The 20,042-nt window shown below is 69.7% G+C and carries 18 protein-coding genes, 1 pseudogene and 1 other annotated feature; of the genes and pseudogenes, 6 read left to right on the top strand and 13 right to left on the bottom strand.

What is annotated here, in order from left to right; translation table 11 throughout:
* Window positions 1-85: 85 nt before the first annotated feature.
* The 5 genes and pseudogenes from BN1197_RS04575 to BN1197_RS04555 form a co-directional block, all read right to left on the bottom strand.
* Window positions 86-796: a TetR/AcrR family transcriptional regulator gene (locus tag BN1197_RS04575; protein ID WP_082043633.1), complete on the bottom strand. Its 711-nt coding sequence runs from the start codon at window positions 794-796 to the stop codon at window positions 86-88.
* A 115-nt stretch (window positions 797-911) separates the two neighbouring features.
* Window positions 912-1,169 (bottom strand): annotated as a pseudogene (locus tag BN1197_RS04570) (GNAT family N-acetyltransferase); the annotation flags it as partial.
* A 213-nt stretch (window positions 1,170-1,382) separates the two neighbouring features.
* Window positions 1,383-2,297 (bottom strand): alpha/beta fold hydrolase, encoded by a 915-nt coding sequence (locus BN1197_RS04565; RefSeq protein ID WP_052466014.1) that lies wholly within the window; start codon window positions 2,295-2,297, stop codon window positions 1,383-1,385.
* Window positions 2,298-2,360: 63 nt separating this feature from the next.
* Window positions 2,361-2,948, bottom strand: a complete 588-nt coding sequence (locus BN1197_RS04560; RefSeq protein ID WP_040156777.1) for a TetR/AcrR family transcriptional regulator — start codon at window positions 2,946-2,948, stop codon at window positions 2,361-2,363.
* Window positions 2,949-2,969: 21 nt separating this feature from the next.
* A complete protein-coding gene (locus tag BN1197_RS04555) occupies window positions 2,970-3,428 on the bottom strand; it encodes a DUF6326 family protein (protein ID WP_040156774.1) in 459 nt (152 codons plus the stop codon).
* Window positions 3,429-3,680: 252 nt separating this feature from the next.
* On the opposite strand from BN1197_RS04555, the gene BN1197_RS04550 reads away from it, so the two are divergent.
* The 3 genes from BN1197_RS04550 (at window position 3,681) to BN1197_RS04540 (ending at window position 7,201) form a co-directional block, all read left to right on the top strand.
* Window positions 3,681-4,745 carry a sensor histidine kinase gene (locus BN1197_RS04550; protein ID WP_245851826.1) on the top strand — a complete coding sequence of 355 codons (1,065 nt, stop codon included), beginning with the start codon at window positions 3,681-3,683 and terminating at the stop codon, window positions 4,743-4,745.
* Entirely contained in the window at window positions 4,742-5,389 is a 648-nt protein-coding gene (locus tag BN1197_RS04545) for a response regulator (RefSeq protein ID WP_040156770.1), read from the top strand. The genes BN1197_RS04550 and BN1197_RS04545 overlap by 4 nt, the downstream gene beginning before the upstream one ends.
* Window positions 5,390-5,581: 192 nt before the next feature.
* Entirely contained in the window at window positions 5,582-7,201 is a 1,620-nt protein-coding gene (locus tag BN1197_RS04540) for a methyl-accepting chemotaxis protein (protein WP_040156768.1), read from the top strand.
* 140 nt (window positions 7,202-7,341) lie between these two features.
* Here the strand turns inward: BN1197_RS04540 and BN1197_RS04535 are convergent, their stop codons facing one another.
* Window positions 7,342-8,121 carry a hypothetical protein gene (locus BN1197_RS04535; protein WP_052466012.1) on the bottom strand — a complete coding sequence of 260 codons (780 nt, stop codon included), beginning with the start codon at window positions 8,119-8,121 and terminating at the stop codon, window positions 7,342-7,344.
* 779 nt (window positions 8,122-8,900) lie between these two features.
* Between BN1197_RS04535 and BN1197_RS04525 the strand changes: the two genes are divergently transcribed.
* Window positions 8,901-9,440: an RNA polymerase sigma factor gene (locus tag BN1197_RS04525; protein WP_040156764.1), complete on the top strand. Its 540-nt coding sequence runs from the start codon at window positions 8,901-8,903 to the stop codon at window positions 9,438-9,440.
* Between the two features lie 388 nt (window positions 9,441-9,828).
* Window positions 9,829-10,734 (top strand): hypothetical protein, encoded by a 906-nt coding sequence (locus BN1197_RS04520; protein WP_141397214.1) that lies wholly within the window; start codon window positions 9,829-9,831, stop codon window positions 10,732-10,734.
* Window positions 10,735-10,893: 159 nt separating this feature from the next.
* Here the strand turns inward: BN1197_RS04520 and BN1197_RS04515 are convergent, their stop codons facing one another.
* Window positions 10,894-11,433 carry a TetR/AcrR family transcriptional regulator gene (locus BN1197_RS04515; RefSeq protein WP_040156761.1) on the bottom strand — a complete coding sequence of 180 codons (540 nt, stop codon included), beginning with the start codon at window positions 11,431-11,433 and terminating at the stop codon, window positions 10,894-10,896.
* 53 nt (window positions 11,434-11,486) lie between these two features.
* Between BN1197_RS04515 and BN1197_RS04510 the strand changes: the two genes are divergently transcribed.
* On the top strand, window positions 11,487-12,521 hold the full coding sequence (locus tag BN1197_RS04510; RefSeq protein WP_052466010.1) for an FAD-dependent monooxygenase: 1,035 nt from the start codon (window positions 11,487-11,489) through the stop codon (window positions 12,519-12,521).
* A gap of 275 nt (window positions 12,522-12,796) precedes the next feature.
* Here the strand turns inward: BN1197_RS04510 and BN1197_RS04500 are convergent, their stop codons facing one another.
* From BN1197_RS04500 to BN1197_RS04475, 6 genes are all read right to left on the bottom strand, one after another.
* Window positions 12,797-13,372, bottom strand: a complete 576-nt coding sequence (locus BN1197_RS04500; protein WP_040156757.1) for a GNAT family N-acetyltransferase — start codon at window positions 13,370-13,372, stop codon at window positions 12,797-12,799.
* A 206-nt stretch (window positions 13,373-13,578) separates the two neighbouring features.
* Window positions 13,579-15,201, bottom strand: coding sequence for a methyl-accepting chemotaxis protein (locus BN1197_RS04495; RefSeq protein WP_052466009.1), 1,623 nt, complete (start codon window positions 15,199-15,201; stop codon window positions 13,579-13,581).
* A 377-nt stretch (window positions 15,202-15,578) separates the two neighbouring features.
* Window positions 15,579-16,319, bottom strand: coding sequence for an SDR family oxidoreductase (locus BN1197_RS04490; protein WP_040156756.1), 741 nt, complete (start codon window positions 16,317-16,319; stop codon window positions 15,579-15,581).
* Window positions 16,320-16,526: 207 nt separating this feature from the next.
* Entirely contained in the window at window positions 16,527-17,171 is a 645-nt protein-coding gene (locus tag BN1197_RS04485) for a DsbA family oxidoreductase (protein ID WP_052466008.1), read from the bottom strand.
* Between the two features lie 654 nt (window positions 17,172-17,825).
* Entirely contained in the window at window positions 17,826-18,533 is a 708-nt protein-coding gene (locus BN1197_RS04480) for a multicopper oxidase domain-containing protein (RefSeq protein WP_245851825.1), read from the bottom strand.
* A gap of 189 nt (window positions 18,534-18,722) precedes the next feature.
* A protein-coding gene (locus tag BN1197_RS04475) for an IS3 family transposase (protein ID WP_095999816.1) occupies window positions 18,723-19,990 on the bottom strand; the annotation gives its coding sequence in 2 pieces (ribosomal slippage) (window positions 18,723-19,693 and window positions 19,693-19,990; 1,269 coding nt in all).
* Window positions 19,575-19,706, bottom strand: a sequence feature (AL1L pseudoknot). It overlaps the preceding gene by 132 nt.
* Window positions 19,991-20,042: the final 52 nt, after the last annotated feature.

Below are 20,042 nucleotides of genomic sequence, written 5' to 3'. Positions count from 1 at the left end.
CTAACAGTGACTGACATTCACAGTAAAGGCTTCAGCAGGCGCTCAAGGCGCCAGCAGGATCAGCACGGCAGGCCGGACCCGATCGCTACTCGACCGACGAAGACTCTGAGTCCCGGTCGACAGCCCCGTCCGCGCATCGGTCTTGCGCCGCCGTCAGACCGAGCAGCACCAGGTCCACCGCGTGGTGAAACTCGCGTGCGGGATCCGAGAAGTCCCGGCCTTCGAGCCACGGGAATCGCTCTTCGAGTAGGGCTGCCAACCAGTTGCCAACGGGCGCGGCGTCGTTCGTGCCGCTGGGGATCGCGGCGTAACTCCGCACGAGCGCCTCGAGGACGAGCGCGAGGCGCATCCCGTCGACTCCCGGAACACCGTCCACGGCTGCCACGAGGGCGTCGATCCAGGCGAGGGCGTTGGGCGTCAAGGGCATGCCGGCGGGGCGCAGATCGGCGAGCCACGGATGGGCCTCATACCGCGCGTACATGTTGCCGCACCACTCTCGGCACTTCCCTTCCCAGCCGCGGCGACGCAGCGGCGGCGGATCACCGAGGGCCCCGTCCGTCATGAACCTCTCGAGGACGTCCTTGGAGTCGATGTAGCGATACATCGCGGTCGTCGTCATGTCGAGACGTTTGGCGACGCTGGCCAGGGTGACGCCACTGATCCCGTGCTCGTCGGCAAGATCCACGGCCGCGGCCTGGACGTCGAGGACGCTCCATCGCCTCTTGGGCCCCCGCGCCCCCGGGGATTCGACCCCCCACAGGCTCCTCAGACCTCGGTCGGCGCCTTCAGTGTGCATGTGATGCACAGTAACTCGATGCCGACGGTGGACGCCGTCGACGTGATGACGACCGGGCAGCGTCGAATTCTGACCTACCTGCTCGGGCCGCCACGGAGACCCGGATGCGCGGGATTCAGTCCTTCGCGGTCGAGGGCCGTGCTCCGTAGACGAGGGGGATGTACTCGGCGTGCCGGTCGATCCAGGCCTTGATGAACGGGCAGATGGGCAACACCTTGCGGGTGGCCTGGTCGCGGACGTCGTCGAGGGCGAACCGTGCGAGCGCGCCTCCGACACCCTTGCCCTCGAACTTCGGGTCTACCTCGGTGTGGGTGAACACGATGAGTTCGTCGGTGAGCTGGTACTCGGCGAAGCCGGCCAGCTCGCCTTCGAGGTGCGCCTCGTATCACTTCTCGGCCTCGTTGTTCGTGAGTTCGATGTCGCTCATGCCTCGCTCCTGCCGTTCGACGGATCCCGGCGACCGGAGTCCGTTGCGACGTCATCAGCCGTTGCAGGGAGTCCAACACAGTTGCACCCGACCCGCGATCGGTGCGGAGCGTCGCGCAGGTCGGACGGTCGCGGAGGTCGCCAGCACCCCGACCCGAAATCACAGGGAGTTGTGTGAGTCCAAGAAGGCCAGAAGTGCCTGCCTCACCTCGTGGGGTCGCTCCAGGGGAAGCAGGTGCCCGGCGCCCGGAATGACGACGAGGTTCGCATCGACGCCGGCCAGGGAAACGGCGCGTTCCATCTCGTGCTGTTTGACCATGACGCTGTCGGCGCCGCGCAGCCACAGCGTGGGGCAGGCAAGGGCCGGGATCTGGTCGAGCAGGTTCCACGTGAGCCGCAACGGACCGACGGCGTCGGTCTGCCAGTCGTCGAGGTCGCTCTCGTGGAAGCGGGCTTTGCCGTCGACCTCGTCTTTGAGGATCCCGACGAGCCGGTCCGGTGCGGTCGGTCGGGAGCCGCCCACGTACAGGCTGCGGAGGGTCTTCATGAGCGCCGGCCGCCTCTTGCGCACGAGCCATCGGTTGAGGAGTCGGCGGGTTCCGGGGGTGCGGATCCACAGCCAGGTGAGGACGTGGCGGTCGAGCTTGTCGCCGAGCCCGCCCGGCTCGAACAGGGCAGCGCTGATGACCTGTTCCGGGTGACGGGCCGCGTACCCGATGCTCAGGCCGCCGCCCATCAACAGCCCGACGAGGTTGAAGCGCTCCAGGCCGAGCGCGAGGAAGGTCTGCTCGAGGATGCCCAGCAGTCGGTCGTTTCCGAGGTGCCCCGGCCAGGGCCTCGACCGTCCGTGCCGAGGGGCGTCGATGGCGTGGACGCGATAAGAGCCGGCGAGCTCGAAGAACACCTGGTCCCAGACGAAGCGTGCCTCGTCGTACATCGCCCCATGCAGGAGGACGACCGAGGGGTGCGACGGCGCGCCCGCCGAGTAGACGGACACGGGATTGCCGTCGACACGGATGACCCGGTGTTCGACGCCCGGGGTCGCCTCGACCCCGGGCAGTGGCTGCGGTCCCATCAGACCTCCAGGCTCGACGTTGTTGTGACCAATTCTCTCCGCTCGGTCACTACGCGGCAAGCCCTAGGGAGTCTCGAGTGCGCGCGTCAGAACCGCCAGGGCCTCCAGCGCTCCGGCGATCTCGTCGCGATCCAGCGGACCCAGCACCTTCGCAGCGGTCAACAGGCCGAGGGTCGCGGCGGAGAGCGCCAGGGCCAGGCCGGCGGCATCGACGTCCTCGGAAAGCCGCTGTTCGCCCTGCAAGGCGCGGATCCACTGCTCGAGGGCGTCATGCCGGTCGCGATACCGACCGTCGGCGATCCGGTCCACGTGGGCACCGAGAACGCCGACATCGTCGGTGTACGCCGCGCACAGCAGCGGTTCGTCGAGCAGCGTCGTGGCCCAGGCGCGATACGCCTCGCTCAGCGACACGAGCCCGTCTCCGAGTGATTCGGTCACCCGCCGTTGCAGCCGCGCGTGGGCCTGCGACAGCACCTCGCCGAGCAACGCGTCCTTGCTCGCGAACTCCCGGTAGATCGCGCCTTTGGCGATCCCCACCTCGTCGGCCAGGCGTTGCATGCTGAGGCCGTCGAATCCACGAGCCAGGAGCAGTCGCTCCGCCGCGGCCAGAAGCCGTGCACGCCGATCGGGCAGCAGGGGTCTCGGGCTCACGACGTCAGGGTAGACAGCCCGTCATCGCAGCGAGGTCGTGCGGGGCCACGTCCAGGCGGTACGCAGGACGAAGGCGAGGAGGAGCACCTCGATCCCGATGGAGAGGCCGTAGAAGTAGGTCCACGACTCGCCGACGGCGTTGAAGATCGAGAAGGGCACGTAGAGCGATGCCACGACGAGGTTGAGGATGCGGCTCGCTCGGGCCGGCAGCGCGGCCGAGAGCACGATCATGAGGCTCGGGAGCGTCAGCAGCGCGAGGAAGACGGTCATCAACGTCTGACTGATCTCGAACTCGAAGACGACGCCGGCCATGATGTCCTCGAGCGCGCCGGGCTTGTACAGCTGGAAGTGGTCGACGTAGATGTAGAGGAACATGAAGCTGGTCCAGGCGGCCGCGAGCTTCGCTCGGGCCGGCACCGGTGGGTCGTGAAGGGCTGTCGTTGCCGTGGTCGGCGTCGTGGAGCCGGTCGTGGTGTTCATGAGTCTCTCCGTTCTCAACGGTGTCGATGCGGGCTCGTCGCCCTGCCTCATGAACTCTCCCGCCCGGCGCACTCCGGCGGATCGGCATCGAGGCCCGCGTCGAGTCGCACCTGTGGCCGGTCTCGGGTCGTACTTTCGGCCGGTACGACGAGCGGCGCCGGTCTCTACGCTGGATCCGTGATCCCTGTTCGGCGCTCCATCTGGCACGAGCCCCGACCAGCCGATGCTCCCTCACCGGGGACGATCGACTGGTTGCTCGTCGGTGGCTTCGGGGCGTTGGCACTGGTCGAAGGCATCACCCGTCCGGAGGTGGCCTGGCGACCGTTCGTCACCGTGCTGACGGTGGCGCTCATGCCCGTTCTGCTCTGGCGGCGCAGGCGTCCGCTGACGGCCGTGCTGATCGGCTGGGCCGTCGCGGGTCTGCTGTCCGTTCTCCGGTTGACGCTGCACGCAGACGACCTGGGTCTCTCCTCGATGATGGTCATCCTGATCCTGCTCTACTCCCTGGTGCGTTGGGGCTCGGGGCGAGAGGCGATCCTGGGCCTGGCGTTCGTGACTGCCGTCGTGGGGCTGGGCATGTATGCCGCCTCCGCAGGCTGGGCCGACACCTTCGGGGGGAGCGCCTTCGTCCTCCTGATCGTCGCCGTCGCCGCGGCGTTCCGGTACCACGCCGACCTGTGGGATCGCCGCCGGCTCGAGACGCGCAATCAGGAACGCCTGGCACTGGCGCGTGAACTGCATGACACCGTGGCCCATCACGTGTCGGCCATCGCGGTGCAGGCGCAGGCCGGCGGCGTGATTGCGCGCCTGCAACCCGAGAAGGCGGGTGAAGTCCTCGCCGAGATCGAGTCCGAGGCATCGCGCACCCTCGCGGAGATGAGGTCCATGGTGCGAGTGCTGCGTGAGGGGGACGTCATCGAGTACACGCCGCAGCCGGGCATCACGGACCTTCTTGTTCTGGCACGCGCCGACGAGACGCCCGTCATCGAGGTGTCACTGACAGGTTCGGTGACCGGGCTACGTCGACCGGTGGACGCCGCGACCTATCGGCTCGCGCAGGAGGGCGTGACCAACGCCATCCGTCATGCGCAGGGCGCCTCCCGCATCGAGATCGACGTACGCCGAGAGGGCGACGTGGTCCGGCTACGAGTCACCGACGACGGGCGAACCGGGCCCGGAACAGGTGGGGAGCCCGGATTCGGTCTGGTGGGCATGGTCGAACGCGCCCAGCTCCTCGGCGGATCCCTGTCCGCAGGGCCGGGTCCCGACGGCGGCTGGGTGGTCGAAGCGGTCCTCCCGGCGGAAGGTCCGGCATGAGCATCCGCGTCGTGGTGGCCGATGACCAGGATCTGGTCCGGACCGGACTGGTGATGATCCTTGGTGCGCAACCCGGCCTCGAGGTGGTCGGGCAGGCCGCGGACGGACTGGCCGCTCTCGACCTGGCGACCCGGCTGCGACCCGACGTCCTCCTCGTGGACATCCGGATGCCCGGGCTCGACGGCGTCGAGGTGACGCGGCGCCTGGCGGGGCCGGACGTGGCCGACCCCATGGCGGTCGTGGTGATCACCACCTTCGACCTCGATGAATACGTCCTCGGTGCACTTCGCGCCGGCGCCCGCGGCTTCCTGCTCAAGGACGCCGGCCCCGAACTGCTCGTCCAGGCCATCCACGCGGCGGCCGACGGCGACGCGCTGATCGCCCCCAACGTCACGCGTCGGCTCCTGGCCACCTTCGCCGATCAGACGCCGGCCGCACCGACCCAACCGATCGACCCGCTCACCGATCGCGAGGAGCAGGTGCTGGCGCTGGTCGCCCGGGGTCGCACCAACGCCGAGATCGCCACCGAGCTCTTCATCGGTCTCAGCACGGTCAAGACCCATATCGCCTCGTTGATGGCCAAACTCGAGGCCCGCAACCGGGTGGAAGTCGCGATGTGGGCCTACGACACCAAGCGGGTGTGACAGGTCGGCTCGTCGATCTTCGAAGACTCCTGACGGACGACCGCGCGTCGGAACGTCACGCTCCCCGGGAATCACCGGCCGGACAGTCGGGTATCGATCTCGCCCGTAATACTCGCGGCCCGCGCGAATCAACCGATCAGGGGTCCGAGAAGTCCACGCCGAGAACGTGGGCCACCGTGAGAGGCCTCGACAATGAGCGAAACACCCACCACGTCCTCCCAGCGCTCACGCGGCAGGTCGTTGAGCACCATGGCCAAGGTGTTGGGCGTCGTCGCCCTCGTGGCCGTCACGACCTTCATCGCCGGCGTCGTGGGGGCGGCGTCGGTGCAGCGGACGGCCGGCGCAAACGAGGCGATGTTCTCCCGGGACGTCGACGGCATCGCCGAGGCGTCCGCACTGAAGGCGCAGAACCTCGCCATGCGACTGAGTTTCGCGAACGCCTCCCTGACCGCGGACCCGGTCGCCAAGGCCGAGGCCGTCAAGGCCCGGGACGCCGCGGCAGCCGAGATGGTCGCCGCCGCCGAGGCCTTTGCCCAGCGCCCCGACCTCACCGACGAGGAGAAGGCGACGGCGACGACGGTCGCGAACGACGTCAAGACCTACCTCGAGCAGGTCGGGGCGGTCATCGCACTTTTCGATCAGGGCAAGACCGCCGAGGGCAACGCGCTCGACGCTCGAACGACGTCGAAGACGGGCCCGAAGGTCTCCGAGGGCCTCGACAAGATCATCGAACTGAAGAAGCAGACGGCGGAACGCGAGAAGTCGCAGGCCGCTGCCGCCGCGGCCATCGCGACGTGGCTCATTGTTCTCGTCTCTCTCGTCGGCATCGTCGCGGCCCTTCTGCTGGGGCGGCGGATCGCGGGCGGCATGGTCCGAGGTCTGAAGGCCATCCAGCAGGTGGCGGAGAACGCCGCCCGAGGAGACCTCACCGGTCGCACCGGCGTGGCCTCCGGCGACGAGACCGGCGCGGCGGCGCGGGCCCTCGACGCTGCTCTGGGCGAACTGGGATCGATCATCGCCCAGGTCCGGCAGACGGCGGACCAGGTCGATGCCGCGGCCGACACCGCCCAGGCGGCGAACACTCAGATCCTCGACGGTGCCCGGCAGACATCCCGGGCGGTCGGAGACGTCTCCGGGTCGGCGAGCGAGGTGTCGAACAACGTCCAGACGGTGGCGGCCGGCACGGAGGAGATGACCGCCTCCATCCGGGAGATCGCCAAGAGCGCCAACGATGCCGCCGGCGTGGCCGCGTCCGCGGTGAACGTGGCCGACCAGACGAACGCCACCGTCGCCAAGCTCGGCGAGAGCTCGATGCAGATCGGCGAGGTCATCAAGGCGATCACCTCGATCGCCGAGCAGACGAACCTGCTCGCGCTCAACGCCACCATCGAGGCCGCACGCGCTGGTGAGGCGGGCAAGGGCTTCGCGGTCGTCGCCAACGAGGTCAAGGACCTCGCGCAGGAGACCTCCAAGGCGACCGAGGACATCGGCCGACGGGTCGAGGCCATCCAGGTCGACACCGAAGCCGCCGTGACGGCCATCAGCGAGATCGCCGGCATCATCTCTCAGATCAACGACACCCAGGCCACGATCGCCAGCGCCGTGGAGGAGCAGACCGCGACCACCAACGAGATGGGCCGCAACGTCAACGACGCCGCTTCATCGAGTTCGCGCATCGCCCACGGTCTGACCGACATCTCGGGCGCAACGCAGGAGTCACTGACGCTGGCCGAACGCGCGTCGTCCTCCATGGACGAGATGCGCCGGCTCAGTGCGGAGCTGCGGGAACGGACGGCCGCCTTCTCGGTCTGACGCGACCGTTCCTGGGACCGTCGAGTCCGCACACCGTCGCGGCCGCCGAACGGGTTTCCTCGGGTTCTCCCGACGTTGCCTTGCGGCAACGGGGTCATGCGCCGTGGCCGGCTGCCGCTGTCGACGTATCAGTGTTGCGTTCAGACCAGTGAGCGGCAGCGCCCGTGCTCGTCCACCACTTCCACGACAGGGTCGCCTTCCGCCGGCGCAATCAGACGGAGTCGGTCTCGCCCTTGACCGTCCCGCAGCACGATCCGCGCGGCGCCGGCGTCGTCTCGGGTGAGGAGGAGGCGTGAGCGGCGCGCCGCCCGCGGATCTCCGACGTACTGGCGGCTCACTCGGTCACGTGCGGCTTCGTCGTCACCGGCGGCCTCGTAGTCGTCGACGAAGTCGACCAGGGACCAGCTCGGTTGGTCGACGAACTCGATGAACCGCTGGGACACGCCGCCTTGTTGTGAAAGTCCCAGGCGGAAGCTCTCGTTCTGTTCGAAGTCGTCGAAGGACAGGTATCCCGTCTGTGACGCCCCGCTGTCGCCTTCTCCGGAGCGTCCTGCGAACTGGAGCCCGCCGCACTCCGTGCCCTCGTCGTTGACGAACAGCAATCCAGCACACGGATACCGCCCCGGGTGCCGACGCAGTTCTCCTCGCATGGGCGCGGTGCTGCCGTGCGTGGAATTGCCGATGATCATGCGCAGCCGGCCGTCGTCTTCGACGACGTTGATGCGCTTGACCGTGAGCTCCTCCACCACCCGGGCGCAGGGAGTCTCCGGTACGGGTGGAGCGGCGGTAGACGAGTCGGATGAGCCGGCTCCGGCCAGGCGAAGCGCCTCCTCAGCCTGCCGCACCGCCTCTTGCGCGACCCGCAGTGCCTCACGGGCGACGGTGAGCGCATCACCCTGGTCGTCGTTGCGTTCGGTCATGCACTCCACTATCTCGACGCGGCCGGGTCATCACATCAGGGTCCTCATCCGGGATCATCCGGATCGAGGGAGGTCATGCGACATTGACGGTCCGTCCGTCGGAAGCACGATCGTCTGTCTCCGCGACCTTCGAGTGGATCGGCCTCCCGCGACACGCGGTGTCCACGCCGACGGAGTCCTGAACCGTCGGCGGCGGATCCAGGTCTTCTCGGCACCGTGGTGCGTTCATGGCCTGGTCATGACACTGAAAGGGTTCCCTTGGTGGGCGCTGAGATCGCGACATCGACGCGAGAGCGAATCCTCAGGGGCCTCTTCGGCGGCGGCCCGATCCTGTGTCGTGTCGGCGGTCCGGCCACGGCCGGAGAGACCTTCTACGTGCAGAGCACCGCTGGGACGCGCGAGGCACGCGACCGCCACGCCGTCATCGTGCCCACGGCAGCAAGGGCGGGTTACGACCGGGTTCTGCGCATCGCGTGGACCGCGGCCGACCTGCGCGGCGCGGCATCACCCGAAACGGACGCCGGTGGCGGGATGCAGGTCACCGCGACCCTCATCAGCACCCACCCGCAGTCCACCGAGTACCAGGGCGAGGCCCAGCAGGTCGAGTCCATGCCTTCACCCTGGTCGACCGGCCCGTCCGACGCCAGCGTTGGGTACGAATTCGCGCGCACCACCGGCGGGGGCGCGACGCACCTGGCACGCTCGCTCACATGTCCATCGAGCCGCCCGTCCTCGTCCGCGCCTGACACACCGGCCTGGCTGCCGGACAGGTCCTGGACATGATCACCCCGACCGAACGCGAGGAGCGGTTCCGCACCGCCTATCTCGCGACCTACGACGACCTGCTGCGGTACGTGCGGCGTCGCCTCGATCGCGGCGCCGAGGACGTCGTCGCCGAGGCGATGACGATCGCGTGGCGCCGCGTCGACGATCTGCCCGCCGATCTCGGCGACGGCCGCGCGTGGATCTTCGGCATCGCCCGCAACTGCCTGCTCAACCAGCGGCGAACCCATCGGCGCACAGAGACCCTCGGCGTGCGCCTCGCCGACGCCGGGCGCACCGGTGCCACCGACGACGTGGACCTCGTCGTCTCGCGCGTCGACCTGGCCCGCGCCTGGGCAGGTCTGTCCGCCCGCGAGCAGGAGGTCCTCGCGCTGGTCGTCTTCGAGGATCTCGACTCGACCCGCGCCGGGCGAGTGCTCGGCATCTCGCCCGTCGCCGTCCGACTCCGACTCTCTCGCGCGCGTCGCGCGCTGCGGCTCCGCCTCGAGGGCGCCGCAACCGACGCCCCACCCCAGACCCAGGAGATTCGACCGTGAACGACATCCTCGACGACCGCGCCCTGGACGCGGCCCTGCGCACCCTCGACCCCGCTCCCGACCTCGTGGACGACGACGCCCGCCGACGCGACGACCTCCTCGAGGCGATCCTCACGACACCCTCGGCGGAGGACGCGCGACCCGACCGCGACCGCGGCCGCGCGGCGGTGTTCGCCCGCCGGCGGCGGGTGCGCTCACGGCGCGCGACTGTCGCGCGCTGGGCGATCCCCTCCTCGAGGCGATCCTCACGACACCCTCGGCGGAGGACGCGCGACCCGACCGCGACCGCGGCCGCGCGGCGGTGTTCGCCCGCCGGCGGCGGGTGCGCTCACGGCGCGCGACTGTCGCGCGCTGGGCGATCCCCGCGACCGCCGCGGCGGGCGTCGCGGTGGCACTCGCCGTCACGGGCCGCCCCGGCGACGACCGGCCCGCCTACGCCTCCTGGACGGCGCAGCCACAGGCCGTCGACCCGGCGGCGCTCGCGGCCGACGAGGCCGCCTGCCGCGACAGCCTCGCCGAGAGTCTGCAGCGCCTGCAGGACGGTCCCGCGAGCGAACGTCCGACGACCGACCCGTCGACCGCCCGGACCGTGGCCGCGGAGCGACGCGGTGACTTCGTCCTGCTCGCGATGGTGACCTCCGACGGCAGCACGCAGGAGTGCTTCTTCGACGCGGGTGACCCCGGACGCGTGCGGGGCTCGACCGGCGGGGTCCGCACCGCCTCCTCCCCGGCTCCGACGACTCTGGCCCCGGGCGGGCTGGACATCTCCGATGGGGGTCAGGCGTCCGGGCCCGAGGGCACGTACTCGTTCGCCGAGGGCCGGGTCGGTGCCGATGTTCGCGCCGTCACCGTGCACGCCGAAGGTCGAACCGTGCAGGCCACGGTGTCGAACGGCCATCTGCTCGCCTGGTGGCCCGCCGCGGCCACCGGACCGCTGACCTCGCAGCCGATCATCAGCTACGACGTGACCCTGCAAGACGGACGGGTCATCGCCAACGCACCGAACGCCGACGGGATCCGTCCGCCCGGCCCGCGCCAGGTCGGCGGGATCGAACAGGGCGGCGGCGCGGGCGAGGACGGCGCGGCCGTGAGCACCGTCGCCGGACACGTCGGCACCGAGGTGGTCGGCGTCGTCGTCCACGCCGGTGACCGGAGCATCCCGGCCACCGTGACCGACGGCGTCTTCCACGCGCAGTGGCCGGGCGGGTCCGCCTCCGACGAGCTCACCTACGATCTGACGCTGCGCGACGGCACCGTGCTGCCCCGCCAGAAGGCGGCGCCGTCGCGCGAGTAGGCAGGCAGGTCAGGCTTCCGCCGGTGGCGATCAGGGCGATGCGCATCAGTGTTCCTCCGCCGGGGCCGGGCCGCGAGGGGTAGACGCCCGCGGCGTGCCCCGACGCTACTCGCCGGGCGATCCCGCGGCATCCGGTCTCGATCTTCCGACCGGGCGGCCTCAGCGCAGCAGGCGCTCGAGGGCCCTCGCGAGTTCGGCGACGTCGACCCGGCGCGACGGGACCGTCACGGCGTGCACGAGAGCACCCTCGAGCAGATCGACGACCGCGCGGGAGGCCGGCGCGGGATCGGGATGGCCGGCGGCCGCGAGCTGCTCCTCGATGAGGGCGAGGAACCGGCGGTGTCCGGCCTCCAGGGCCGGGGCGGCCGTCTCGTCGAGCAGGAGAGCGAGGCGCGCTCGGGTCGCCCGCACGTGCCCGGCCGACGTCATCCGGGCGACATAGCGCGCGGCGTGGTCGACCAGCTCGGGGACGGAGACGTCGTCCGTCGGTGGCTCCTCGGCGAGGACGGCGAGGTCCAACTCCTCGAGTCGGCCGACGATCGCCTCGAGCAGCGCCGCGCGACTGCGAAAGCAGTTGGACGTGCTGCCCGCCGGAAGCCCGGCCTCGGCGTCGACCGCACGGTGGGTCAACCCTCGCAGCCCGTCCCGTGCAAGCACGGTCACGGCGGCGTCGGCGACGAGCCGGGGACGAGGAGTCACCCTCACACACTACAGGTGTTGTGGAACTACAGATGTAGTCGTAGGCTCCGGCCATGCCCACCATCACCATCGTCGGCGGCGGGGTCGCCGGGCTCGCGCTCGCGGCGACCCTCGATCCCGCGGACTTCGACGTGACGCTCATCGAGCGGAACCCGGGCTTCGGCCGAGTGCCGACGGCGTTCGGCATCTGGCCGTTCGCCCTCGCCGCGCTGGAGCGGATCGGCCTCGACGGCGAGGTACGTCGCGCCGGACTGCCGCTCACCTCGGGCGTGATCAGTGCGGGCAGCACCCACCGCCCGGTCACGATGACGAGCCGGAGCCCCGGTCTGTGGCTGCTCCCTCGGCCGTCGCTGTTGCGGGTCCTCGACGAGGCCGTGCCCGTCGGCGTCGTTCGCGAGCGCCGCGAGGTCGACGACCCGACGGCTCTCGACGGTGACCTCGTCGTCGCTGCCGACGGGGTGCGCAGCGTCGTGCGCCGCCGGATCTGGGGCGACGAGCCCCGCGACACGGGCGTCGTCGCCGTCCGAGGCGTCCTGCCGACGGCGCCCGACGGTCCGCAGGACCGGATATGCGAGTTCTGGGGCGACGGAGCGCTGTTCGGCGTCGGACCCAACCGGCTGCCCGAGGGGATCGGCACGAACTGGTACGCGTCTGCTCGTCGCCGAGAGGAGAGCCCGGAGGCGTCGCTCTCCTGGGCCCGGGAGGCGTTCGCCGACTTCCCCGAGCCGGTCCGAGCGACCCTGGGCGGCGCCGACCCGATGCGAACCGTGGTCAACACCATCCTCGAGTCGCGCCATCCGCGGCGTCTCGTGCGCGATCGCTACGTCCTCGTCGGTGATGCCGCGCACGCCATGTCGCCCAATCTCGGGCGCGGCGCGTGCGAGGCGATGGTCGACGCGATCACCCTCGGTCTGGCGCTCAACGAGCACGGACGGGACGGCCTGCGCCGCTACGAGCGCAGCCGCCTGCGGCCGGGCCAGCGCATGAGGGCGGCTTCGGCGCTCGCGCGACGGATCGCGCTCTCGGATCGGGCGGGGCGCGTCGTCGTCGGAGCGGTCGGCGCGCTCGGCCGACATCTGCCCCGCTGACAGCGGCGATGCCCGCAGGGAGTGAGTCGCGCAGGCAGACGATCGCCAACGAATGGTCGTGAACGCTCCGGGCCACGCCGAACGAGGGACCTCAGGGGGCGAGGCGCGTACGGAGCGCCTCGGCTCCGATCCCTTCGAGTCGAGTCAGCGCGGCGGCGCGGCCGGTCAGGGCGAGAGCCAACGACTCCGCCGGTCCGCGCACCACCGGGTCGCGACCGCGGGCCCAGGCGGCATCCGCAGCCTCCCGATGCAGTCCGCTCTGCCGGGGTCCACGCTCAGCCGGTATGGCGGGACCGCCACTGCGCACGGGTGATCTCGTAGATCACGTCGCCCTCTTCGGCACCGGGCAACGGCTCGTGCCTCTGTCGATGTTCGGTACGCACGTGACGCATGCCGATGGCACGCATCACTCCGCGGGACCCGGCGTTCACCGCGAGCGTCTCGGCCCAGATGCGCCTCAGCCCGACGGTGTCGAAGCCGTGGGCGAGGAGGGCGCGAGCCCCCTCGGAGGCCAGCCCTTGGCGCCACCTGCGGCGCACGACGCGCCACCCGATCTCGGTCTCATCGACGCGCGGGTCGCTGTCGGGATCGCTGTCCGAGCGCCCCAGATCCCACCAGCCGAGGAACTCGTCCCCCTCGAATCCCACCCACCAACCGAGGCCGGCCGTGTCGGCGCGGGTCTCGGCGCAGCGCGGCCCCCAGAAGTCGTCGATCTCCTGCGGAGTTCGCGCGCGCCCGAGGAGGTGGCGCATCACCGCAGGGTCGGAGTCGAGCTCGTGCAGCAGCGGCAGATGCTTCGGACGCATGGGGCGGAGTTCGATGCGCTTCGTGCGCAGAACGGGACGGGCCATGGATGTCATTCTCACGGCGCTGAACGACGGGCGCTTCTGGCCGGCCCGAGGTCGGATTCGGAAGGCGGAGGCGACGTGACGCAATGATGTCGCCGCATCTCGCAGCGGCAGGTGACCGTGCGCGATGGCTGAACGGGCGCCGCCGGCCACGGAAGCTGTTCCCCTCCGGTGACCGGCGACGCCCGTCCGACGTGCGCGAGTGAGCCTCAGACGATGAAGGCCCGTACGCTGCGGCGCAATTCGTCGCTCATCGTGCCGAGTTCGTCGAACGACACGTTCATCGTCGACACCGTGTCGTTGGACTCGCGAACCGTCGTCGCGATGCCGTCGATGCTCGTCGAGATCCGCGAGCTACCCGTCGCCGCGTCGGTGACGTTGCGGCCCATCTCATTGGTCGTGGCCGTCTGCTCCTCCACGGCGGAGGCGATGGTGGCCTGGGTGTCGTTGATCTGCGCGATGATCGTCGCGATCTCGCTGATGGCGGCGACAGCGGCCTCGGTGTCGACCTGGATCGCCTCGACGCGATGGCCGATGTCCTCGGTGGCCTTGCCGGTCTCCTGGGCGAGGTCCTTGACCTCGTTGGCGACGACGGCGAAGCCCTTGCCGGCCTCTCCCGCCCGCGCGGCCTCGATCGTCGCGTTGAGGGCGAGCAGGTTCGTCTGCTCCGCGATCGACGTGATCGTCTTGATGACGTTGCCGATCTCGACGCTCGATTCGCCGAGCTTGGCGACGGTCGCGTTCGTGCGGTCCGCAACCGTCACCGCCTGAGCGGCGACTCCGGCGGCGTCATTGGCGGACTTCGCGATCTCCCGGATCGAAGCGGTCATCTCCTCCGTGCCGGCCGCGACCGTCTGCACGTTGGTCGAGACGTCGGTGGCTGCGGACGAGATCGAGGACGCCTGGTCGGTCGCCCGCTGCGAGCCGGCCGCGACCGACTTCGCGGAGGTGTGGAGCTGATCCACCGCGTCGGCGACTCTGTCGCTCGTCGAGGACACGACTCGGATGAGGCCGCCGAGCTGTTCGAGGGAGGCGTCGAGTGCCTGGGCGGCGCGGCCGGTCTCGTCGCCCGATGTGACGCCGGTGCGCTGGGTGAGGTCGCCGCGGGAGGCTGCGGACGCCGCTTCCTCGATGCGGCGCAGACCCTTGGTGATGCCCGAGCCGACGGCGCGGGCGGCGAGCAACGCGATGATGAGGCCGATGATGCCGATCACGATGATCGAGATGATGACCGTCCGCGTCGTGCCGTGCGCGTCCTTGACGGCCTGCTGGGCCGTCTGCGTCTTGAGCTCGGAGATCTTGGCCAGGTCCTGCGTCGTCTGCTCGGAGACCGGGCCGAGGGTCTTGGCCCGCTTCTCGTTGGCCTCGGCCGCCTTACCCGCAGCGAAGAGGGCGTCGATCTCCTTGACGCTCGCGTCGTACTGCTTGATGTTCTCGGCCGCGGTCGTCGCGACCGCACGTTCGGCATCCGTCAGGTCGTCGCGCTGCTTGAACGCGTCCGCGGTCTGGATGAGCTGACTCATCAGTGCGGTGCGCTCCTCGTAGAAGGGTGTCTTCTTCGCCGGGTCCGTCTGCAGTGCGGCGCTCGCCCCGAGGTAGCGGATGCTGATGAAGTCGAATCGCATGCTCTCGGCCTGCCTGATGCCGTCGACGTCGCGGCTCGCCATCTGGTCGTTGAGCGCGGAGATCGAGTTCGCGCCCGCGACGCCGGCCGCTCCGACCCCGAGCGTCGTCAGCGCGACGAGTCCGACGACACCGGTGATCTTGGCGACGGTGCCCATCCGGGCCAGGCGGGACGGGCGCTCGGCCCGCGAGTTCTCGACGTCGGTCATGTGGTCCTCTTTCATGCAGCTCAGCAGTCGCCGGCCCATGCCTGCTCAGGGCCACCTCGCCTCCTATCGACCGAACGAGGCGACGCCTCCAGAGAATTGACCCTTCCCTCCGCCGTCGCCGGCCCCGCCCGGTCGGCTGGAGGAGTTCGAAAGTCTGCCGCGAGACGCAGCTGCTGTGCGCCATCTCGGACTCGACATCCTCCCTCGCGCGCCAGCCCTCGACACACGATCATCACCGAGAAGATGACCACCGACATTCAGACCCGTACGGCCTGATCGACACGCCCACCCGAAGGATCAATCTCGTACAACGCCCCCGCGGTCTTGACCCCGGCGGTTGGAAATGCAGGTCTCGGTGGGTCGCGTCCGTCGCAGCGTCACCGGTGCCGGTTCTCCTCGTGGGTCGCGAGCCATTCGTCGTAGGTGGGGCCGCGGCGCGGGACGTCCGCGTCGGGAAGCATCCCGCGGGCCATCATGCTCGGGCTGGCGGGCACCCCCCGCACCTCGCGCCGGTCTCCGCGGGCGGCGAGGAGGCGGCGGGCCTGATCGAGGGTCCGTTCCTCCCGCGGTCCCGCGATCTGGCTCATCGCCGGTGGCTCGGCCGCTGTCGCCGCGTCGAGCACCACCTCGGCGACGACGACCGTGTCGACGGGCTGCGACGGCGCGTCGAGGATCGACAGGCCGTCCTCGTCCTCCGTGAGCATCACTCCGACGAAGTCGTGGAACTGGGTCGACCGGACGATCACCGGCCCGGGGCACCACCGCCGCACCGCTGCCTCGTGGGCGAGCTGCGTTCGATAGAACGGGAAGTCCTGCGTGCGGTCGATGCCGACGATGGACACCGCCACCGTGCGCGCAATCCCGGCCGCGGTCGCGGCCTCACCGAGGGTGCGGGCCGCCTGCTCGTACCAGTCGGTGGCCTCTCCCTCCTCCAGCGTGGGCGGCTTGCCGCAGTCGATCACCACCTCGCACCCGGACAGGGCCTCCGTCAGGCCCTCACCCGTGAGCACGTCCACCCCGAGCGACCGCGCGATCCGGGCCACCTCGTGGCCCTGCTCCGCGCGGGCCACCACGGCGGACCCGAGGGTCCCGGTCGCTCCGACGACCGCGATCTTCATCTCGTTCCCCTTCTCTTCGTCGACATCGTCAATGGGTCGTGCTGGTCCGCGCGGACCACCGCCGCGGGTCGGCCGCTCCTGCCCGGCGTCATCACAACCCCGGCGCGGTGCATGGTCGGCCGGATCCGCGCCCCACACGTGCGCACACCGGCCGACGCCCACCGCAGATCGGGCGGTGCAGCGATGCGACTCAGGCGACGGCGTTCCTCACGAGCTCGTGGGCCCAGGAGTCGTCGTAGGCCTGCAGGCGGAGGAAGCCGGTGTCATCGTCGTTGCTCCATTCGGCCTGGACGCCGGGGTTGGCCAGGGTCGAGCCGGAGGCTTCGAGCTGGGGGCTGCCGGCGACATCGAGCTCGGGAGCCTGCTTCCAGTCGTCGAGACCTCCTGCATCCCGCGGCCCGCCGCGATGTCCTCGGCCAAGGCTTTCTCGTCGACGTGCTCGAGGCCCGCGGCCACGTCGAGGATCACCGAGGTGAGGCTGATACACCGCGATTCCGCAAAGAAGGCGCGGCGGAGGGCAGTGTCGAGTTCGTCCGCGGCGCGGTTGCCGCTGCGCGCCGCGGTGGCGCGGACGGCCGCCAAGGCGGGCAGGGAGGTCACCGGGAAGGTCGAGTCAGGAGAGGCCCACGGCTGCCAGCCGAGTCGGGTCCGCAGACCGGCGATCCCGGCCATCTCCACATCGAGCAACGGCTTCGAGGTCCCCTCCTCGTTGAACAGTTCCAGCGGGAAGCTGCGGTGCTCGATGTCGAGGCTGCAGTCGTTCTGCTCTGCGACGGCGTGCAGCGTGTCCAATGCCAGCGTTGCCCACGGGCACACGATGTCGGACCACACGCGAACGTTCAGGGTCGTCATGTCTCGCTCCTTCTGTCGATCCGTCGAGTTGTTGCAGGTTCCGGTCGCGGACTTCGGCCCCGAAACACCCCGCGTCCGCCGCCCCGGGGCGTCGGCGACGGACTGCTCATCTCGCCCCTCATGCCGGTCGCGGGTCAACCGTTCGGGGACGGCAGGTCCGGTCGGTCGCCTGCTCGGCGACCGTCTCGGGATGGCGGAGGTCGAACACCGGCAGTTCGGAGCGGTTCCGGGAACTGCGTTGAAGTTGTGATGCGCGGCGCGTAGGGAGTCGCCCACTTCAAGAGGCGCCGAAGCCCCGCGGGCCGTCGGTTGATAAGCCACATATACGCCCGAGAAGAGGTCCCCGCATCCGCTAGCGCCGCGGTCGAGGAACGGCCGGCGATTCTCAAGCGGTACCTCGAGGTCGCTGCCGGCGCGCGGCCGCACGTGGCGGTGGATCGTCGGGACCCGTTATCGACATTCCAGGCCGTCGCCGCCGTCACCCCATCTTCCGCGTCGACGGCTTCCCCCTCGCCCGACCATCAGGGCGACCGGCGAGGCCACCCCGCGTGCATGCGCGATTGGGGACCATAAGGTGCCCAGCAGACACGCCCCAGCTGCAGAGCGCCGGCTAACTCTCAGAATCGACGGACGTTCTCCTTGTCACCACTGGGCTCATTCGGGTTCGTTCCCGCTGTCCGTCCCGAGGAGGAAAGGCGTCGTCACGCCCTCGTACATCAGATGGGTCATCAACCCCTCACGGGCGTGAGGCAGGTTGTGGCAGTGGTCCATCCACACTCCTGGGTTGTCCGCGACGAACGCGACCTCGAAGCTCTCGCCGTCACGGACGTTCAACGAGTCGACGCGCCAAGGGCTTCCGGTCGAGCCGATTCCGTTGCGCGACAGGATCGTCGCGTGGTGGCCGTGCAGGTGCATGGGGTGGACGTCACCGCTGTCGTTGGTGATCCGGAAGACGACGACATCACCCTCGCGCACCACATACATCGGGACGTCAGGGACTATGCCCCCGTTGATCGTCCACCAGAGGCCGGGCCGACCGTCCAGGAGACCGACACGGCGCCCGATCCGGTAGTCGAAGACCCGGTCAGGCTTTCGTGGATCGAAGCCGAGCGGGGCCGCGGTGCCGTAGCCGAGCAGGTCGACCTCGTCACGCGGAGCGCTCGTTGAGGGCGCGTCCACCTCGCTTGGCGCGACAGCGATCGAGATCCCGGGTAGTTGCACCCGCGCACCGCCGGGCGGGACGACGACCTCGAGGTCTGCGCGGGCGCCGGCGGTCAGCGTCAGTGAGCGCCCGGTGACCTGGCTTGGTCCGAAGAGATCCTCCCCGTCGATGGCGAGGATCCGGTATGCCGCACCGCTCACCCACACCTGCGTGGGTCCGCTGTCGGTGTTGACCAAGCGAACCCGGACCCGGGACCCCGAGGGAGCTGAGACGACCTGGTCACCGGAGCGCCCGTTGATGGTTCGCCGACCGTCATACGCGTGGACCAGGACCATCGCATCCATGCCCTGATCGGACGCCGCCGGGTCGGACGGTGGATCGCCCCGGGTTCAGTGGAGAGCGGGTTGTGCCGCCCCGGCGGGTGCCGGGGCGCTGGCGTGTTCAGCGTAGAACAGGTCTTCGTACTCGATGGGTGGGATGTCGCCGCAGTGTGAGTGAAGGCGGTCGTTGTTGTACCAGTCGACCCACTCCATGGTGGCGAGTTCGACGGCATCCAGACCGCTCCACGGCCCACGTTTCCAGATGAGTTCCTTCTTGTAGATTTTGTTCAACGCCTCGGCAGCGGCATTGTCGTAGGAATCGCCGGTCGATCCGACCGAGGGTTCGATTCCGGACTCAAGGAGCCTCTCGGTGTAACGAATAGAGACGTATTGGCAGCCGCGATCCGAGTGGTGCACCAGGCACGACAGGTCTCGCTGGTGTCGGCCACGTTCCCACAAGGCGTGTTCCAGGGCGTCCAGCGCCAGATCGGTCCTTAATGAGTTCGATACCCGCCACCCGGTGATCCGGCGGGAATACAGGTCCATCACGAAAGCCACGTACACGAACCCGGCCCATGTGGCGACGTAGGTGATGTCGGCTACCCACCGGTGGTCCGGCGCCGGCGCGGTGAAGTCCCGCTGGAGCCGGTCGGCCGGGCAGGCCTTCGCCCGCGCGGGTCTGGTGGTCCGGGTGGTGCGCGCGTTCGGCACGCCAGCCAGGCCCAACGCTCGCATGCGACGTTCGATGGTGCATCGTGCGACCGGCTCACCGGGCCAGGCCCGCAGATAGGCCTTCCACATCTTGCGGACCCCGTACACGCCGAAGTTCTTCTCGTGCAGCTCCTGCAGACGTTCGTCGATGACGGCATCACTTGTGGCCCGCTTCGAGACAGGCCTACTCTTGCGGGCATAATAGGAGCTTGGGGCGATCGCGATTCCAGTCTCTTTCAGGACCTCGCAGATCGGCTCGACCCCATGCTCGTCGCGGTGCGCGGCAATGAACGCATCGACGTCTACGGTCGGCGGTCGAGCTCCGCCTGAGCGAAATAGGCACTCGCCTGGCGCAGAATCGTATTCGCGCGCCGCAGTTCGCGGTTCTCCTTCTCCAACTCTGCGATCCGGGCCGCGTCCGTACTCGTTGTGCCGGGGATCTCTCCGTCGTCGATCCGTTCGCGTTTGACCCAGTTCCGCAGCGTGTCGCCGTTGATCCCGAGCTGCTCACCGGTCAACCGGCACGCACGCGAGACCGCCAAGCCGGGCTCGGCGGCGATCCGGTCGCGAACCAACCGGATCGCTCGTTCACGCAACTCGTCGGGGTACCTCTTCGGTGCAGGCATGACTCCATCCTCCTGGGGAGATCAAGCCCTCCACCCTTCCCGGGGCGATCCA

The sequence above is a fragment of the Mobilicoccus massiliensis genome (assembly GCF_000826525.2).
Classification (GTDB): domain Bacteria; phylum Actinomycetota; class Actinomycetes; order Actinomycetales; family Dermatophilaceae; genus Mobilicoccus; species Mobilicoccus massiliensis.
The sequence above is the reverse complement of the archived record's forward strand: the minus strand, read 5'-3'. Positions and strand labels throughout refer to the sequence as shown.